Source organism: Aquimarina sediminis, assembly GCF_002895435.1.
Lineage (GTDB): Bacteria > Bacteroidota > Bacteroidia > Flavobacteriales > Flavobacteriaceae > Aquimarina > Aquimarina sediminis.
On the sequence record NZ_POYJ01000005.1, the window covers coordinates 278921 to 296332 of the forward strand.

11 protein-coding genes are annotated in these 17412 nt (G+C 33.8%); 9 read left to right on the forward strand and 2 right to left on the reverse strand.

From position 1 onward, the window contains the following. Positions 1–50: 50 nt before the first annotated feature. Both C1X07_RS13800 and C1X07_RS13805 read right to left on the reverse strand, forming a co-directional pair. Positions 51–758, reverse strand: a complete 708-nt coding sequence (locus tag C1X07_RS13800; RefSeq protein ID WP_103070608.1) for a LytR/AlgR family response regulator transcription factor — start codon at positions 756–758, stop codon at positions 51–53. Next, entirely contained in the window at positions 758–1837 is a 1080-nt protein-coding gene (locus C1X07_RS13805; RefSeq protein ID WP_103070609.1) for a sensor histidine kinase, read from the reverse strand. Before C1X07_RS13805 ends, C1X07_RS13800 begins: the two co-directional genes overlap by 1 nt. A gap of 141 nt (positions 1838–1978) precedes the next feature. Between C1X07_RS13805 and C1X07_RS13810 the strand changes: the two genes are divergently transcribed. The 9 genes from C1X07_RS13810 to C1X07_RS13850 all read left to right on the forward strand — a co-directional run bounded on the left by C1X07_RS13810 (position 1979) and on the right by C1X07_RS13850 (position 17407). After that, positions 1979–4249, forward strand: a complete 2271-nt coding sequence (locus C1X07_RS13810) for a GH92 family glycosyl hydrolase (RefSeq protein WP_103070610.1) — start codon at positions 1979–1981, stop codon at positions 4247–4249. A gap of 16 nt (positions 4250–4265) precedes the next feature. After that, a complete protein-coding gene (locus C1X07_RS13815) occupies positions 4266–6086 on the forward strand; it encodes a sodium:solute symporter family protein (RefSeq protein ID WP_103070611.1) in 1821 nt (606 codons plus the stop codon). A 169-nt stretch (positions 6087–6255) separates the two neighbouring features. Further along, positions 6256–8352: a discoidin domain-containing protein gene (locus C1X07_RS13820; protein ID WP_103070612.1), complete on the forward strand. Its 2097-nt coding sequence runs from the start codon at positions 6256–6258 to the stop codon at positions 8350–8352. A gap of 76 nt (positions 8353–8428) precedes the next feature. Further along, positions 8429–9397, forward strand: coding sequence for a glycoside hydrolase family 130 protein (locus tag C1X07_RS13825; RefSeq protein WP_103070613.1), 969 nt, complete (start codon positions 8429–8431; stop codon positions 9395–9397). Between the two features lie 28 nt (positions 9398–9425). Beyond that, entirely contained in the window at positions 9426–10505 is a 1080-nt protein-coding gene (locus C1X07_RS13830) for a carbohydrate-binding family 9-like protein (protein WP_103070614.1), read from the forward strand. Beyond that, entirely contained in the window at positions 10477–11631 is a 1155-nt protein-coding gene (locus C1X07_RS13835) for a hypothetical protein (protein ID WP_241507260.1), read from the forward strand. The genes C1X07_RS13830 and C1X07_RS13835 overlap by 29 nt, the downstream gene beginning before the upstream one ends. Before the next feature lie 58 nt (positions 11632–11689). Then, positions 11690–13948 carry a GH92 family glycosyl hydrolase gene (locus C1X07_RS13840; protein WP_103070615.1) on the forward strand — a complete coding sequence of 753 codons (2259 nt, stop codon included), beginning with the start codon at positions 11690–11692 and terminating at the stop codon, positions 13946–13948. Between the two features lie 31 nt (positions 13949–13979). Next, positions 13980–14966: an isoaspartyl peptidase/L-asparaginase family protein gene (locus C1X07_RS13845; protein WP_103070651.1), complete on the forward strand. Its 987-nt coding sequence runs from the start codon at positions 13980–13982 to the stop codon at positions 14964–14966. A 119-nt stretch (positions 14967–15085) separates the two neighbouring features. Then, complete coding sequence (locus C1X07_RS13850) at positions 15086–17407, forward strand: beta-N-acetylhexosaminidase (protein WP_103070616.1); 2322 nt, start codon at positions 15086–15088, stop codon at positions 17405–17407. The last annotated feature ends 5 nt before the right edge of the window (positions 17408–17412 follow it).

Genomic DNA, 17412 nt, shown 5'->3' on the forward strand with positions numbered 1-17412 from the left:
GACCGTTTATTAAGGTAGAAATACTATTTTGAGTAAAAAGAAATACCTGTTTACTCTTTAAAAATGGCACTTCTTACTTCACTAAGATAACTTCTCCCAATCGGATATCTAATGTTTGCAATCTCTATGCTATTTCCTTCAATAGATTCTATTTTGTCAATGGATATGGTATAAGATCTATGGATTCGAATAAATTTATCAGAAGGTAAATCGTCAGTAAAGTTACTAAGTGTTTGGTGTACAATATGATTATTTGTTAAAGTATTTACTTTGATATAATCTCCTAGACTTTCTACAGATAGTATTTCATCTAAGTATATTTTTTGCATCTTTTTTTTATCTATTTTCAAAAAGATATATGGTCTCTTGTTAGGGGTTATATAATTATCTTTTTCTTGATAACCTTTTATTCTAAATGCCTTGTTTACTGCTGTTATAAACCGTTGAAAAGGGATGGGTTTAACTAAGTAATCTACTACTTCTAACTCGTAGCTCTCTACCGCAAATTCTTCATGAGCAGTTGTAATTATGGTAAGGGGTTTTTGGTGTATACTTTTTAATAAGTTTAGACCATCCAAAAGGGGCATGTTTATATCTAGAAAAAGGAGGTCGATTTCATTATTTCTTAAATATTCAAGGCTCTCGGTAGCATCATTAAATGAAGCCATAAGAGTTAATCCTTTTGTTTGATTCACATAATTTTTTATCACTTTAATAGCCAAAGGCTCATCATCAATTATAACGCATTTTAAATCCATCACACTTTAATTTTTAAATCAACAACATATTGATCATTATTTTCATTTATCGTTAAGTAGTACTCATCAGGTTTATAACCTAATTCAAGTCTTTTTTTGACATTTCCGATGCCAATGCCACCAGAAAAAGAGGGTATTTTGTTTTTATTGTTTTTTGCAGGGATAGGGTTGGTGATTTGAAAATTAAGAAAATCATCAATGATGATAAAAGATATATTAATCTCAATTTCTCCAGTATTTTTATTAGCGCCATGCTTAAAAGCATTTTCTATAAACGAAAGCAATAACATTGGGGCAATTTCTTTTCCTTGTATCTCTCCAGAGATGTTCACATTAATTAGCAGAGAATCTCCATATCTAATCCTTTCTAAGTCCAAATAATTTTGAAGACACATAATTTCTTTACTAAGACATTGCCTTTTTTGATTAGTTTCGTGCAATAAATACCTCATTAATTCGGATAACTTTAAAATTGTCTTTGGAGTTTTATCCGATTTTTCTACAGCAAGAGAGTAGATGTTATTTAGGGTATTAAAGAAGAAATGAGGAGACATCTGAGTTCTTAAAAAACGTAATTCTGTTTCTAGTTGTAACTTTTCTACATCAATTAATTTTTTATGTTCTCTTAGCCTGTCTAAGGTCACTTTAATAGCAGAAACAAAAGAGACTACATAGAGTTCTCCTAGCATCATTTCTATAGTATAATTTAAGGTTAATTCATTGGTCACTTCAGGACCTTCTGGCCAAACATTATGATCAACTAAAAAATAGGTGAAGTAAAATTTGGCTAAGACCATAGTAAATAAAGAGGTGAATAGTAATAGTATATATATCAGGTACTTGCGTTTGTCTACAAACTTCGGCATCAAGTAATATATATTAAAATAACTTAGTGTCATATGTATGATGAACCCCAGAAATGTAGTTTTTAAAGAGTATGCATAATCATTAAAGTAACTACCCCATTTAAAAGTGGTAAAAAGGAAGTATACTAACCAAAAAATGACATGGTGTTTTGCCGTAATACTATAATTGTTACCAGGGGTTACATTTAGAATGTTTTTAATCTTCCGTAGCATAATTCTTCAGTATTTTTTGACGTTCAACGGAGTTGCTTTGTTATTGATCTAAAATTATTCTTTTAGCAATATGTTTTGTAAATATTTATGATATTATTTGCTTTTCCCGTAGAGCAATGATAAAAAAATAAATATAAATAGATGAAAATACTTCATAATATTAAATTATTCTTAATAGTAATATCAATCACTTTTTCGTGTAAAAAAGAACACAAAAATATAATAGATGAAGAAGTAGAAAAAAGTGATGTTTCTGGATTTGTCGATCCTTTTATTGGTACTGGAGGTCATGGTCATACATACCCTGGAGCAACAGTTCCGTTTGGGATGGTGCAAGTAAGTCCGGATAATGGAATTTCAGAATGGGATTGGTGTTCGGGATATCACTATTCAGATTCTTTAACCATAGGTTTTAGCCATTTGCATCTTAGTGGTACAGGAATTGGAGACCTTAACGATATTAGACTAATGCCGATTAATAAGAAAGTAGATTTATCTACTTCTTTTAAAACAAGAGATGAAATACCTTTTAAATCCAGATATTCTCACAATAGAGAGAAAGCCGTACCAGGGTACTATAATGTTTTTTTAGAAGATTTTGATATTAATGTAGAACTTACTTCTGCTATAAGAACAGCTTTTCATCGATACGAATATAAAGAAGGAGATACCCAATCTGTAGTACTGGATTTGGGATATGCCATCAATTGGGATAAAACATTAGAATCTCAAATACATATCGAGGATAAATATACCGTTTCCGGATATAGAAATAGTACTGGATGGGCAAAAAATCAAAAAGTGTTCTTTGTAATAGAATTTTCTAAAGCAATCAATGATTATGACCTATATAAAGATGCCACTGAAGCGGAAAGTACAAACTCTGTAAAAGGAGTAAAGTCATCAGTTCAGTTATTTTTTAATCAAGGAAATAAAAACCAACTAGAGGTCAAGGTAGGAATATCTTCTGTAAGTATTGAGAATGCAAAAAATAACATTTCAGAATACAAAAACAAGTTCGAATTTGATACTACTGTAGAGACTGCCAATTCATTATGGGAAAACTCACTTTCAAAAATTGCAGTAGAAACTAAAAATGATTCTTTAAAAACGATTTTTTATACAGCATTGTATCATGCTCAAGTGGCACCAGTAACGTATAGTGATCTGGATGGCACATTTAGAAAAGAAAACGATAGTATCGTCTATGCAAAAGGATATACCGCATACTCTACACTATCCCTTTGGGATACCTTTAGAGCAGAGCACCCATTACTCATACTTTTAGAACCGGATAAAGTCTCAGATATTATAAATTCTATGATGGCTTATTATAAGACTAAAGAGATTTTGCCAGTATGGACTTTATATGCCAATGAGACTAATACTATGACAGGATATCACTCTGTCTCTGTTATTGCCGAAGCGTACCTAAAAGGAATTAGAGGTTTTGATGCTGAAAAAGCATACGAAGCAATGAAAAATACGATGATGCAAAACGAAAGAGGGCTAGAACTATATAAAGAATATGGATATATACCCTATGACCAATTAGATGAGTCTGTAACAATAACATTAGAGTATGCTTATAATGATTGGTGTGTGGCACAAATGGCAAAAGCATTAGGAAAACATGATGATTATGATTATTTCTTAAAGCGTTCTTCAGGGTATTCACACCTGTTTGATCCCAAAACAGGTTTTATGAGAGGAAAATCTCGGGATGGAAAAGAATGGCACGAGCCTTTTGATCCCAAATTTTCTGCACATAGAGTACATGCTGATTATACCGAAGGTAATGCATGGCAACATAGTTGGTTTGTTCCACATGATGTAGAAGGATTGATAAAACTCTATGGAGATGAATCTAAGTTTATTTCAAAACTAGAACAACTTTTTACAGAAGATTCTAAGATTATAGGGGATAATATTTCTGTTGATATAACGGGACTTGTAGGGCAATATGCACATGGAAATGAACCTAGCCATCATATAGCGTATATGTTTAATAAGGCTAATGCACCCTGGAGAACCCAATATTGGGTAAATACAATATTAAAAACACAATACAACACTTCACCAAATGGGTTAAGTGGTAATGAAGATTGTGGTCAAATGTCTGCTTGGTATATTTTTAGTTCGTTAGGAATTTACCCTATGAATCCAGCATCTGGAGAATATCAGATTGGAAGTCCGATTTTTGAAAAGTCAACTATTAAATTTTCAGAGAATACAACCTTTGTTATAGAAGCGGAAAATGTTTCAGATAAGAATATATACATCCAATCAGCTACGCTGAATGGAAAAGAATTTAATAGACCATATATTACCCATCAGGAATTGGTACAAGGAGGAACATTGCATTTTGTAATGGGAGATACACCAAATAAAAACTGGGGAGTAAAGGAATAACAAACTCAAATTATACATGAATTTAGCTACCATAGACATAGTAATAATACTATGTTATATAATTATTACACTTCTTTTTGGATTTTATGTTTCGAAGAAAGCATCAAAAGATATGGAGTCTTATTTTTTAGGAGGAAATGAAATTCCTTGGTATTACCTTGGATTGTCTAATGCCTCTGGTATGTTTGATGTCTCAGGTACGATGTGGAGTGTTACTATTCTTTTTGTTTATGGTATGAAAAGCGCCTGGCTTCCTTGGTTATGGCCTGTATGGAATCAAATTTTTATTATGATTTTTTTAGCCGCATGGTTACGACGATCTAATGTAATAACAGGGGCACAGTGGATAACCTATAGGTTTGGATCTGCTTTAGGAGCTAAATTATCTCATATCATAGTTACCATTTTTGCCGTGATAAGCACTCTAGGCTTCATAGCTTATTTCTTTGAAGGTATCGGTAAATTTGCAACTATATTTTTTCCGTGGGATTTATCTATTGATTTTGGGTTATTGGCAATGACTTCAGAGCAATCCTATGCGTTAATTATAATTGGTATAACAACATTATATACCTTAAAAGGAGGAATGTATAGTGTAGTAGGAACTGAAGTGGTTCAGTTTGTTATTATGACTATTTCTTGTTTGGTCATAGGTTATATTGCTTTTACATCTGTTACAGCAGAACAAATAGCTGGAGCCACCCCAGAAAATTGGAATAATCTATTCTTTGGGATGGAATTAGATCTGGATTGGACGGGGTATATAGATAGTGTAAATGAAAAAATAGAGGAAGATGGGTTTTCTCTGTTCGGATTTCTGTTTATGATGATGATTTTTAAAGGGATCTTTGCTAGTCTTGCTGGTCCAGTACCGAGCTACGATATGCAACGTGTTTTATCCACAAAAAATGAAGTCGAAGCATCAAAAATGAGTGCTTTTACTATTATGGTTCTTTTTATACCCAGGTATTTGATGATTACTGGATTTGCAGTATTAGGGCTAGTGTATTTGGGACCAGAATTGCAAGAGGCAGGAATAGGGGTAGATTTTGAAACAATATTACCAGTAGCTATTCAACGATTTGTACCAATAGGTTTTAAAGGTTTGCTATTAGCAGGCTTGTTAGCCGCATTTATGGGGACATTTGCTGCTTTTATAAATGCCGCTCCAGCATATATAGTCAATGATATTTATAAAAAATATATTAATCCCAAAGCATCTGATAAAACATACATTAAATACAGTTACTTATCATCTGTTGTTATTGTACTTGTAGGAGTGCTGGGTGGGTTTTTTGCATCTTCGATTAATGAGCTTACGATATGGTTAACAGCTGCGTTGTATGGAGGTTATGCCGCTGCAAATGTATTAAAGTGGGTATGGTGGAGATTTAATTCTTATGGATATTTTGGAGGAATGTTAGCTGGGCTTATTGCGGCAACAATAATACCCGGGTTTTTTCCTAATACGACAGCGATTTACCTGTTTCCAATAATTTTATTGATATCCTTTATTGGTTGCTTTTTAGGAGTAATACTTGGGAAACAAGATGATATAGAAGTACTAAAGAACTTTTATAAAACTACGACACCTTGGGGGTGGTGGAAACCAGTAGTAAAAGAAATACAAAAAGAAGATCCAGATTTTGAACCTAATAAAAATTTCTGGAAAGATATGTTTAATTGTGCTATAGGGGTTGCTTGGCAAATGAGCTTTGTCTTAGTTCCCATGTATTTAATTATAAAAGAATATTATAGCATGGCTTTGGCGATATTATTGATGATCATTACTTCAGTAATATTAAAAAAAACATGGTATAACAAACTAGGAAAATAATAATTGTAAAATTGAGATTGCGAATATAAAAGAGTGCAGTACTATTTTAAAAGATAGTTTTTTTGAATGGATATAGTATGTAAGAATTGTCGTTTAATTCTGAAATAGATATTAATAGTACTGCATTATCATTTTTATAAATGAATTTAAATAACTTAACTTTTATATTATGAAAACACACACTACTATTTTTAAATTGGCATTACTGGTGCTATTGATAACAATCTGTACTCAGGTCGCAGGTCAAGAATCGGCAATCTACGCTGGAGGACCTGTTTATATGCAAAGAAATTATGCAATTGATGAATTACGTAACTCTGGATTTACGACTGTTATTATATGGACTATTCATATCGAATCTAACGGCAATTTAGGCTTTAATGGAGAGTTTCCATTGGTTAAAAATGGAGTTTATGTAGGGAATGCTCATTATCCAAATTTTCCAAATGATGTGACGCAACTAAAAGTAGCGCCTACATCGATAAATAGAGTAGAGTTCGGTCTCAGTGGCTATGGGTCAGGAACTTTTGATGCTGTTAGAAATTTTTATAATTCAGAAGGGTTTGGGCCAGGTACTACCTTATTTAAAAACTTTCAAGCGTTAAAAAATGCCATCCCAGGTATTGATGCTTTTAATAATGATGATGAAGGCACTTACCATACTGAATCAGCTGTTGCATTTACAAAAATGCTGGCAGGATTTGGATTTAAAAATGCAATTGTTCCGTATACTAGAAGTAGTTTTTGGAGTGCCTTAGTCAGCCAGGTAAATGCGGCGTACCCAGGAAATTTGGACAGGACATATCTACAGGTTTATGCTGGAGGAAGCGGTAATAATCCGTGTTCAACTTCTTGGGATTTTGGTATTCCTGTATATCCAGGAATGTGGGGAGGACCTGGTCACTCCAGTGTTTCAGCAGTAGAAAATAAAATGAATACTTGGGAAAGTAACTGTAATATCTCTGGGGGATTTATGTGGCTTTATGACGCATTTGATAATAGCCCGTATGTAGCGGCGTATGCCACTGCAATTAATAATGCTTTTTCGTCTGGAGGAGGTTCATCAAATGATCATACTGATCCAGTAGGATCAGCTATAGTAACAGCTAGGGCGCAGATTCATAACGGTGAAGCTAAGGATATGGCGATCGATAACAATACTACTACTAAGTGGTTGGACAATGGAGGGACACCCAGTATATCAAACCCAAGCTGGATTATGATTCAGTTACCAGAAGAAGCACTTGCGAATAAACTTACTATTGTAAGTGCTAATGATGCTGAAGATAGAGACCCTCAAAATTTTAACATCCAAGGATCGAACGATGGTTCGTCATGGATTACTTTAGGAAGTTGGACAGGTCAAAATTGGTCAAACAGATTTCAAAAAAGAGAATTTACACTTACAAATTCTACACCTTATAAATATTATAGAATAAACACTACAAAAAATAGAGGAAACGTTGGTATGACTCAGTTAGCAGAAATTGAGTTGATCGGACCATCAAATAATGAAGTTGATTATACTGACCCAGTAGGTACAGGAACAGTGACAGCAAGAACCCAGATTAGCAATAATGAAAACAAAAATATGGCTTTTGATAACCTATATACTAGCGGTATACAGAATTCTAATTGGAGCAAATGGTTGGATAATGGAGGAGTTCCTAGTACTTCAAACCCAAGTTGGATAAGAATTCAGTTTCCAACAGCAAAAGTTGTAAATAAACTAGCTATAGTAAGTGCTAATGATGTCGACGGTAGAGATCCTCAAAATTTTAATATTCAAGGATCAAACAATGGAACTTCTTGGAATACTTTAGGAAGTTGGACAGGTCAGAATTGGTCAAGTAGATTTCAAAAAAGAGAATTTATATTTACCAATACCACATCTTATACATATTATAGAATAAACACAACAAAAAATAGATCAAACCTTAGTATGACTCAGTTAGCAGAAATCATGTTGATTGGTCCTGGTTCCAATAAAACTTCTACAATTAATTTTGAAAAGAAAGATGTAGAAAGTGTAGCTATTTACCCGAATCCTTTTACCGATTATGTAAAAATTGATTTATCTGTGGGGCATACTTTTAGTTCTGCAAAGATCTACACTGTTTTAGGACAATTAATTATAGATAGAAAGATAACTCCTCAAGATCATTCTATAGAGCTTAACTCTTTAAAACGTAATGATAGAGGTATGTTTTTGGTTGTTTTGGAAGGTGAAAATAAAAGAAGAACATTTAAGATATATAAGAAATAGTTAAAATTAGGCTGCCTGAATATTATTCTCAGGCAGCCGATACTATAAATTACCCTAAAATAAATTATAAAAGAATATGAAAAAAGAAATACCATGGCAAGAAAGACCTAAAGGCAGTACAGATGTCATGTGGAGGTATTCAGAAAACCCGATAATAAAAAGAGATGCAATTCCTTCTTCTAATAGTATTTTTAATAGTGCTGTTATACCTTATAAAGATGGTTATGCTGGGGTTTTTAGATGTGATAATAAGGCTATTCAAATGAATATTTTTGCCGGTTTTAGTGATGATGGAATTAATTGGAGTATCAATCACGACCCTATAATAATGCAGGAGGGAAATACTGAGATGATAGCTTCTGATTATAAATATGATCCTCGAGTTACTTTTATAGAAGATAGATATTGGATTACATGGTGTAATGGTTATCATGGTCCAACAATTGGTATTGCGTATACTTATGATTTTAAAGAGTTTTTTCAATGCGAAAATGCCTTCTTACCATTTAACAGAAATGGTGTTTTGTTCCCCGAAAAGATTAATGGTAAATATGCAATGTTAAGCAGACCAAGTGATAATGGTCATACTCCGTTTGGAGATATTTTTATTAGCTATAGTCCAGATATGAAATATTGGGGAGAACATCGAAGCGTTATGAAGGCTACTCCTTTTGAAGATAGTGCATGGCAATGTACTAAAATTGGAGCAGGATCAGTACCTGTGTTAACAGAAGAGGGATGGCTTATGTTTTACCATGGAGTAATCCATACCTGTAATGGTTTTAGATATGCTCTTGGAGCTGCAATTTTGGACAAAAAATCACCAGATATCGTAAAGTACAGAACAAAACCTTATCTATTAACTCCATCAGTAGTCTACGAACTGGTAGGTGATGTGCCCAATGTTATTTTTCCTTGTGCTACATTGCAGGATATCAAAGAAGATAAAATAGCAGTATACTATGGTGCTGCAGATACAGTAGTTGCTTTGGCTTTTGGTAGAATAAGTGAAATTATCGCATTTACAAAAGAAAATACTTTATAACAAAATTATGCTCGTTTTTAATTACTTAATGAAGAGAAATATTCACCTAAATTACTTTTTAGTTATGTTTTTTATGTGCTTTGGGATTTATGCCCAAAATACAGCAGAAAAAATGCCAAGAACATATGTTGCGCATTACACAAATGAGACGATGCAAATTGATGGAAAAGGATTAGAAGATTCGTGGGAGAAAGCGATACCTACAGATCTTTTTATAGATATCGAAGGAACAAAAAAACCAAAATACAATACTACTGTAAAAATGCTATGGGATAAGGAGTTTGTCTATTTTTTGGCAAAAATGGACGAGCCACACATCTGGGGTAATTTAAAACGGAGAGATACAGTAATATTTTATAATAATGATTTCGAAATTTTCATAGATCCAGATAATGATACTCATAACTATTATGAGTTTGAGATCAATGCTCTAAATACACTTTGGGACTTATTCATTACAAAACCGTATAGAGAAAACACACCTGTATTAAATGACTGGGATGCCAATGGTATTAAATCAGCAATACATATTAAAGGAACATTAAATGATCCTAGAGATACAGATGATTGCTGGTTTGTAGAAGTAGCGATACCATTTAAAGTGTTTAGAAAATCATATGGAGAAAACAATGTGCCTGAAAACAAATTCTGGAGAGTTAACTTCTCAAGAGTGAATTGGGATTTTCAGCTAGAGAACAATACATATAGCAGAAAAAAAGATAGTAAAGGCAAGTTTTTACCCGAATATAATTGGGTTTGGTCACCTACTGGGGTTATAAACATACATCAACCCGAAGATTGGGGCTATGTATATTTTTCGTCTAATGAAGTAGGAAGCAAAGAATCATTTACAATCCCAAAAGATGAAAAAGTAAAAAGACTTTTGTATCAATTGTATAGAAAACAAAAGCAGTACTTTAAAAAGAATAGACGTTGGGCTTCAACTAGTAATGAATTGTCAAAAGAACCCTTAAAAATTGAAGATCAAACTGTAATCCTGACTCTGGAAAATCATCAAACCGGTTGGAATATCGCAATACAAAGCCCTTTTACAAAACAGTTATTCATAATAAAAGAAGATGGAAAAATTATTCAAAAAGCAAAGTAATAGAGTAACGATAAGTATCATATCGTTATGCGGTCTTTTGATGCTTATAAATTGTAAGTCTGTTGAAGAAGAAAAGGATGTAGAATCAAGCGTAGAAAAAAATATAGAGATCGTCGAAGAAAAAGAAGAGTCTTCGTTTAAGTATTGGACATGGATAACTGCTGATACTACAAAATCAGACGAAGCATATAAAAATGAATTCCAAAAATATAAAACAAATGGAATTGATGCAGTACTAATCAATACAGAAACAGATCCAATAGTTTTAAAAAGATTAACAAAGCTAGCAACTCAAGAAAAGCTAGAAGTTCATGCATGGATAATGACAATGAACAGACCAGGGGATACTGAAGCGCTAAAACACCCAGAGTGGTATGCAGTAAGTAGAGAAGGAAAATCTTGCCATGATACTAGACCATATGTAGATTATTATCAATGGTTATGTCCAACAAGAAAAGAGTCTAGAGAACATATTTTGGAACTGGTAGAAGGCTTAGCCAAGGTAGAAGGAGTTACAAGTGTACATTTAGATTATATTCGTTATTCAGATGTGTTTCTACCCATAGGATTGTTACCAAAATATAATTTGGTACAGGAAGAAGAATTGCCCGAGTTTGATTTTTGTTACTGTGATGTTTGTATCGATACTTTCCAAAAAGAGCATCATAAAAATCCAAAGGATGCCAAGTATATAGCTATTGATATAGAGTGGAAACAATTTAGACTTAATCAAGTGAAAAAAATAGTAGATGATGCATATCAGATAGCTCACAAATATGATAAAAAGTTGACTGCAGCTGTGTTTCCGTATCCAGAGATGGCAGACCATATGGTACGGCAACGCTGGGATAAATGGAATATTGATGAGGTGTTACCTATGATATATCACAATTTTTATAACGAAGAAGTAGATTGGATCGGATATGCAACAAAACAAGGAATAAAAGACCTCGAAGGTAAACAAACCAAACTACATACAGGAATATATGTACCACCAATGACAGCAGAAGATGTTTCATTGGCTATTCAATTAGCAAAAGAAAATGGAGCCTCAGGAATCTCATTTTTTGATGGAGCTGCAATAACCGAAGAACAATATAAAGCAATAAAAGAATCTAAAAACTGACCTTATTTTTAATACCCTTTTAGAGGCTCTAAGTTCTCTAGGGTTTTAGTTGAGTTAAATGAAAAGAATATATTATTTACATATCATTAGCATCACATTGCTTTGGTCTTGTCATAAGGAGTCAAAGAAAATTAGTATTCAGCAAGAACGGTTTACCCCTTATGTAAATACGTTTATAGGTACCGATGGACCAGGAAATACATATCCTGGTGCTACACTTCCGTTTGGAATGGTACAATTAAGCCCCGATATAGGGATTCCGGGTTGGGATAGAATAGCAGGGTATTATTATAAGGATTCTATAATAAGTGGTTTCTCTCATACCCACCTTACAGGAACAGGAGCAGGAGATTTATATGATATCTTGGTAATGCCTACCAATAGTAAGTTTTCAGAGAAAATAAAGGAGAATAACTATAAACCATTCTCCAGATATAATCATGATAACGAATCCGCTACACCAGGATATTATACAGTCGATTTACTTGATTATGGTATAAAAGCGGAGCTTACCACTACAAACCGAGTAGGAATTCATCGTTATACATTTCCAAAAGATACAGCTACTATAATACATGTAGATCTGGGTTATGCCTTAAATTGGGATAAACCCACAGATACCTTTATAGAGAAAGTAAATGACTCTACCTTACAAGGGTACCGTATGTCATCTGGGTGGGCAAAAGATCAACGAATCTATTTTGTGATGCAATTTTCAAACCCTTTTTTGGGATATTCTGCTTTTAATAAGAGTGAACCAACTGCTCTTCCTGTGCAAGGAACAGATACTAAAATTGCCCTAAAATACAATACGGAAGAAGGAGAACAGATAGTTATAAAAACAGGGATTTCTACCGCTAGTTATAAAGGAGCTTTGGCTTCTATTACTACAGAAACTGACGGTTTTGAATTTGATAAATACAAGAACATAGCAGATGGGCAATGGGAAAAAGAACTACAAAAAATCAAAATAGAAACCTCAGATAAAAATAAGAGAAGTGTTTTTTATACTATGCTATATCAATCTATGCTGGCACCAACATTGTTAAGTGATCCTAATGGAGATTATAAGGGAGCAAATGATACCATTGTAACTGCAAAGGGATTTGATAGATATGATACTTTTTCCTTGTGGGATACATTTAGAGCTGCACATCCATTATATACGATCATACAGCAGGAACGTATACCAGATATGATACAATCTTTATTAGCACATTATAAAGAAACCGGAATATTACCAGTTTGGTCCTTGCAAGGTAATGAAACCAATATGATGATAGGTTACCATGCTGTTCCAGTTATTGTAGATGCATATTTTAAAGGTTTTTCCTTTGATACAGAACTTGCATACCAGGCATGCAAAGAAAGTGCTATGGTCAATGATAGGCAGATTGATAGATATAAAAAGATGGGATATGTACCTATAGATGATCACCACGAAAACTGGTCTGTTTCTAAAACCTTGGAATATGCCTATGATGATTGGTGTATCGCAATGTTTGCTAATAAATTGGGGAAAAAAGAAGACTATGAGTATTTTATGAATCGCTCTCAAAACTGGAAAAAATTATATAATGATAAAAGATCATGGATTCAACCAAAAGATAGTCTAGGTAATTTTGTAGAACCCTTTATTCCAAAAGAATACACTCCATACTTTTGTGAAAGTAATGCCTGGCAGTATTACTGGTTTGTACCTCAGGATATAGAAGGATTGATTGAAAAAACAGGAGGTAAAGAACGTTTTACGCAAAAATTAGATTCTATGTTCTCTTATTATCCAGAAGAAGGAGATAAATTACCAATATTCAGTACTGGAATGATAGGGCAGTATGCACACGGTAACGAACCGAGCCATCATGTAGCATATTTATACAATTATGTTCATCAACCATCAAAAACACAAGAATTAACACGTAGAATTTTAGAAGGGCAATATAAAAATGAGCCTAATGGTCATTGTGGTAATGAAGATTGTGGTCAAATGTCTTCCTGGTATCTTTTTAGTGCTATGGGATTATATCCGGTTAATCCGGCACAAGGGGTATATCATATAACCACTCCTTTGTTCGAAAATATCGAAATACAGTTACCAAAAAATAAAACCTTTAGAATTATAGCTAAAGAGCTTTCTGAAGAAAACAAATATGTAAAAACGATATCTCTAAATGGAAAACTCTTAAACAGAATGTTTATCACTCATAAAGAAATTATTGATGGAGGTATTCTTGAATTTGAAATGAGTAATACCTCCAGTGATTCATTTTTTAAAGAAGCCTTATTACCACAATTAAACACAATATATCATGATTAAAAATAAGACGAACCTATTATTAGCATTCGTAATGCTGCTTTTTTTCAGCTTTGGCTGCGTTACAAAGGAAAAACCAAAAGGAGAAGTAATTGAAGAAAGTAATCATGAAAAAAAAGAAGTAGAAGTAACAAAACCTATTGTCATTTCAACATGGAATCATGGTATGCCTGCAAATGAAGAGGCGTGGAAAATTTTGAGCAAAGGAGGTACTGCACTGGATGCTGTAGAACAAGGAGTAAGAACAGCCGAAGCAAATCCAGATGTTCAAAGTGTTGGATTAGGTGGGTTTCCTGATAGAGAAGGGAATGTGACGTTGGATGCATGCATTATGGATCATAATAGTAATTGTGGAGCGGTTTCTTTTTTACAACATATCAAGCACCCTATTTCAGTAGCTAGAAAAGTAATGGAAGAAACTCCTCATGTAATGCTTACAGGGTCAGGAGCATTGCAATTCGCTTTAGAACAAGGTTATAAGAAGGAAGAATTACTTACACCAAAATCAAAGAAAGCGTATGAAGAATGGTTGCAGAAATCAGATTATAAGCCAGTAATAAATATAGAAAACCACGATACCATAAGTATTTTGGCTTTGGACGAAGATGGAAATATATCAGGAGCTTGTACTACGAGCGGTGCCGCTTGGAAAATGCATGGTAGAGTTGGGGATTCCCCGATTATAGGAGCAGGTTTATTTCTTGATAATGAAGTAGGAGCAGCCGCGGCAACAGGTTTAGGCGAAGCCGTAATACGTACTGCTGGTAGCGCCATGGTAGTAGAATTAATGAGACAAGGTAAATCTCCCGCAGAGGCCTGCAAAGAAATAGTGGAGAGAATCTATAAAGTACATAAAAACCATAAAGACCTAGAATACCTTCAGGTTGGGTTTATTGCTATTAACAAACAAGGAGAATATGGTGGGTATAGCCTGCGTTCAGGGTTTAATTATGCGATAAATGATAATAAAAACGGAAACAGAATGGAAGATGCAAAATTTATAATGTCTTGGGAGAATTAGTATAGTAAGGTATAGGATCAAGGGCGGAGGCGGTATCTCCTCTATGATCTTGAGGTTTCAGACACTTTTTTGAATTAAACAATCTAATCCAACCAGATTATAATAAAAAACACCACACAATGATAAGAAAGACTATTTTTTATTTGATGATCCTGCTAAGTATGGGATGTAAAACAACCGAAGAGAAAGTATATTCAGAAGAGGATATCAGTATAATTCCGAAACCTGAAATGGTAAAGTGTAATCCTGGGGTTTTTGTGTTTAATAAGAATACTAAATTTAGTATTTCAGAGGATGTACAAAAAGAAGCAGCTCAGGTTTTAATAAACAAGTTTAGGACAGTAGCGGGTTGGGATTTATCTATTGTAAAAGAAAACCCAAAGGACAATTATGTTGCTTTTGTAATGAATAAAGATTTGAAACGAGAAGCATACGAGCTTGTAGTAACCAAAGATAAAGTTACAATTACGGCAAGTGATATGGGCGGTTTTCTATACGGAATACAATCTGTAAGACAATTACTTCCAACGGCAATAGAAAGTCAGAAATTGGTAGAAAATATAACTTGGGAGATTCCGAATGTAGAGATTAGCGATAGTCCTCGTTTCCAATGGAGAGGGTTGATGTTAGATATTTCACGTCATTTTTTTGGTAAGGAGTATATCAAAGAAGTGATTGATGGCTTAGCAATGCATAAAATGAATGTTTTGCATCTGCATTTAGTAGACGATCAGGGATGGCGTATCGAAATAAAGAAGTATCCAAAACTTACAGAGATAGGTGGATGGAGAGTAGATCAGGAAAATTTACATTGGAATGCCAGGTTACCCGTAAAATCTGAGGATAAAGGAACTTATGGTGGTTTTTTGACTCAAGAAGAATTAAAGGAAATAGTTAAATATGCGCAGTCTAGAAATGTAGAAGTTATACCAGAAATAGAAATGCCTGCACACGTATCTAGTGCTATTGCAGCTTACCCACATTTATCATGTTTTGAAAAGCCAATAGGAGTACCATCAGGGGGAGTGTGGCCCATAACAGATATTTATTGTGCAGGAAAAGAAAGCACTTTTACTTTTTTAGAAGATGTATTAGTTGAGGTCATAAAAATATTTCCTTCAAAATATATTCATATAGGGGGAGATGAAGCCACAAAAACAAACTGGGAGAAATGCCCATATTGTCAAAAAAGAATAAAAGATGAAAATTTAGAAAATGTAGAAGAGTTACAAAGCTACTTTGTGAAACGAATGGAGAAATTCATAAACTCACATGGCAAGAAATTAGTTGGCTGGGATGAAATATTAGAAGGAGGGTTAGCTCCTGATGCTACCGTGATGAGTTGGAGAGGAGTAAAAGGAGGATTAGAAGCAGCAGCACAAGGACATGATGTGGTAATGACACCTGGTACGCATTGTTACTTTGATCATTATCAAGGACCGCAAAACGAAGAACCATTGGCAATAGGAGGGTACACACCACTGAGCAAAGTATATCAATTTGATCCTGTGGTTGATACGATGACAGAAGAAGAAGCTGGTCATGTACTTGGAGGACAAGCAAATCTATGGTCAGAATATATCCCTACACAAAAGCAGTCACAATATATGATCTACCCCAGATTAGCAGCACTCTCAGAAACAGTATGGAGTACAAAAGAATCTAGAAATTGGGATGATTTTTCATCACGTATTGTAACGATGTTCAAGAGGTATGATTATCAAGGAATCAACTATGCAAGAAGCTCATATTTAATTACTCCAAAAACCAATACAGATATACAACAAAAAACCGTTACGCTTTCCTTGCAAAATGAATATTCTAATGCAGATATCCGATATGTATTAGATAACGAAAAGTTAGAGGAAAATGCGCTTAATTATAAGAATCCAATTGTTCTGACAAAGACAACTTCAGTTACAGCTTCCTTATTTAAAAATGATACCCCCGTAGGAAAAGTATTTACAGATACAATTACGTTTCATAAAGGGGTAGCTCATAAAGTAGAGTATGGTATACCCTATAGTGATAAATATACAGGGACAGGAGAATCTACATTGGTAAACACCTTAAGAGGGTCAAAAAACTTTCATGATGGGCAGTGGCAAGCATGGTTGAAGAAAGATATGGAGGTAATTGTAGATCTGAATAGCGAAGAAACTGTAAAGCAAGTAATAGTTGGGGCATTAGAACATCAAGGACCAGGGATATATTTTCCGGTTAATGTAGAAGTATTTACATCAGTAGAAGGGAAAGAATATAAAAAAGTTGGAGAAGTAAGTAGAGCATACGCACCAAACTCTGATGCAAAGTTGAAAGATTTTAAAATTAGTTTTGAGGAACAAACAGCAAGGTATATCAAGGTAAAAGCAATTAACCTAAAAGAAACTCCAAAAGGAGGGGATGTATGGATGTTTGTAGATGAAATCCTAATCAATTAATACAT

Excerpts from the sequence above, each read along its gene's own strand:
- C1X07_RS13830 (WP_103070614.1), top strand. The coding sequence starts at position 9,426 with ATGAAGAGAAATATTCACCTAAATTACTTTTTAGTTATGTTTTTTATG.
- C1X07_RS13820 (WP_103070612.1), top strand. The coding sequence starts at position 6,256 with ATGAAAACACACACTACTATTTTTAAATTGGCATTACTGGTGCTATTG.
- C1X07_RS13815 (WP_103070611.1), top strand. The coding sequence starts at position 4,266 with ATGAATTTAGCTACCATAGACATAGTAATAATACTATGTTATATAATT.
- C1X07_RS13800 (WP_103070608.1), bottom strand. The coding sequence starts at position 758 with ATGGATTTAAAATGCGTTATAATTGATGATGAGCCTTTGGCTATTAAA.
- C1X07_RS13825 (WP_103070613.1), top strand. The coding sequence starts at position 8,429 with ATGAAAAAAGAAATACCATGGCAAGAAAGACCTAAAGGCAGTACAGAT.
- C1X07_RS13805 (WP_103070609.1), bottom strand. The coding sequence starts at position 1,837 with ATGCTACGGAAGATTAAAAACATTCTAAATGTAACCCCTGGTAACAAT.
- C1X07_RS13840 (WP_103070615.1), top strand. The coding sequence starts at position 11,690 with ATGAAAAGAATATATTATTTACATATCATTAGCATCACATTGCTTTGG.
- C1X07_RS13810 (WP_103070610.1), top strand. The coding sequence starts at position 1,979 with ATGAAAATACTTCATAATATTAAATTATTCTTAATAGTAATATCAATC.
- C1X07_RS13850 (WP_103070616.1), top strand. The coding sequence starts at position 15,086 with ATGATAAGAAAGACTATTTTTTATTTGATGATCCTGCTAAGTATGGGA.
- C1X07_RS13845 (WP_103070651.1), top strand. The coding sequence starts at position 13,980 with ATGCTGCTTTTTTTCAGCTTTGGCTGCGTTACAAAGGAAAAACCAAAA.
- C1X07_RS13835 (WP_241507260.1), top strand. The coding sequence starts at position 10,477 with ATGGAAAAATTATTCAAAAAGCAAAGTAATAGAGTAACGATAAGTATC.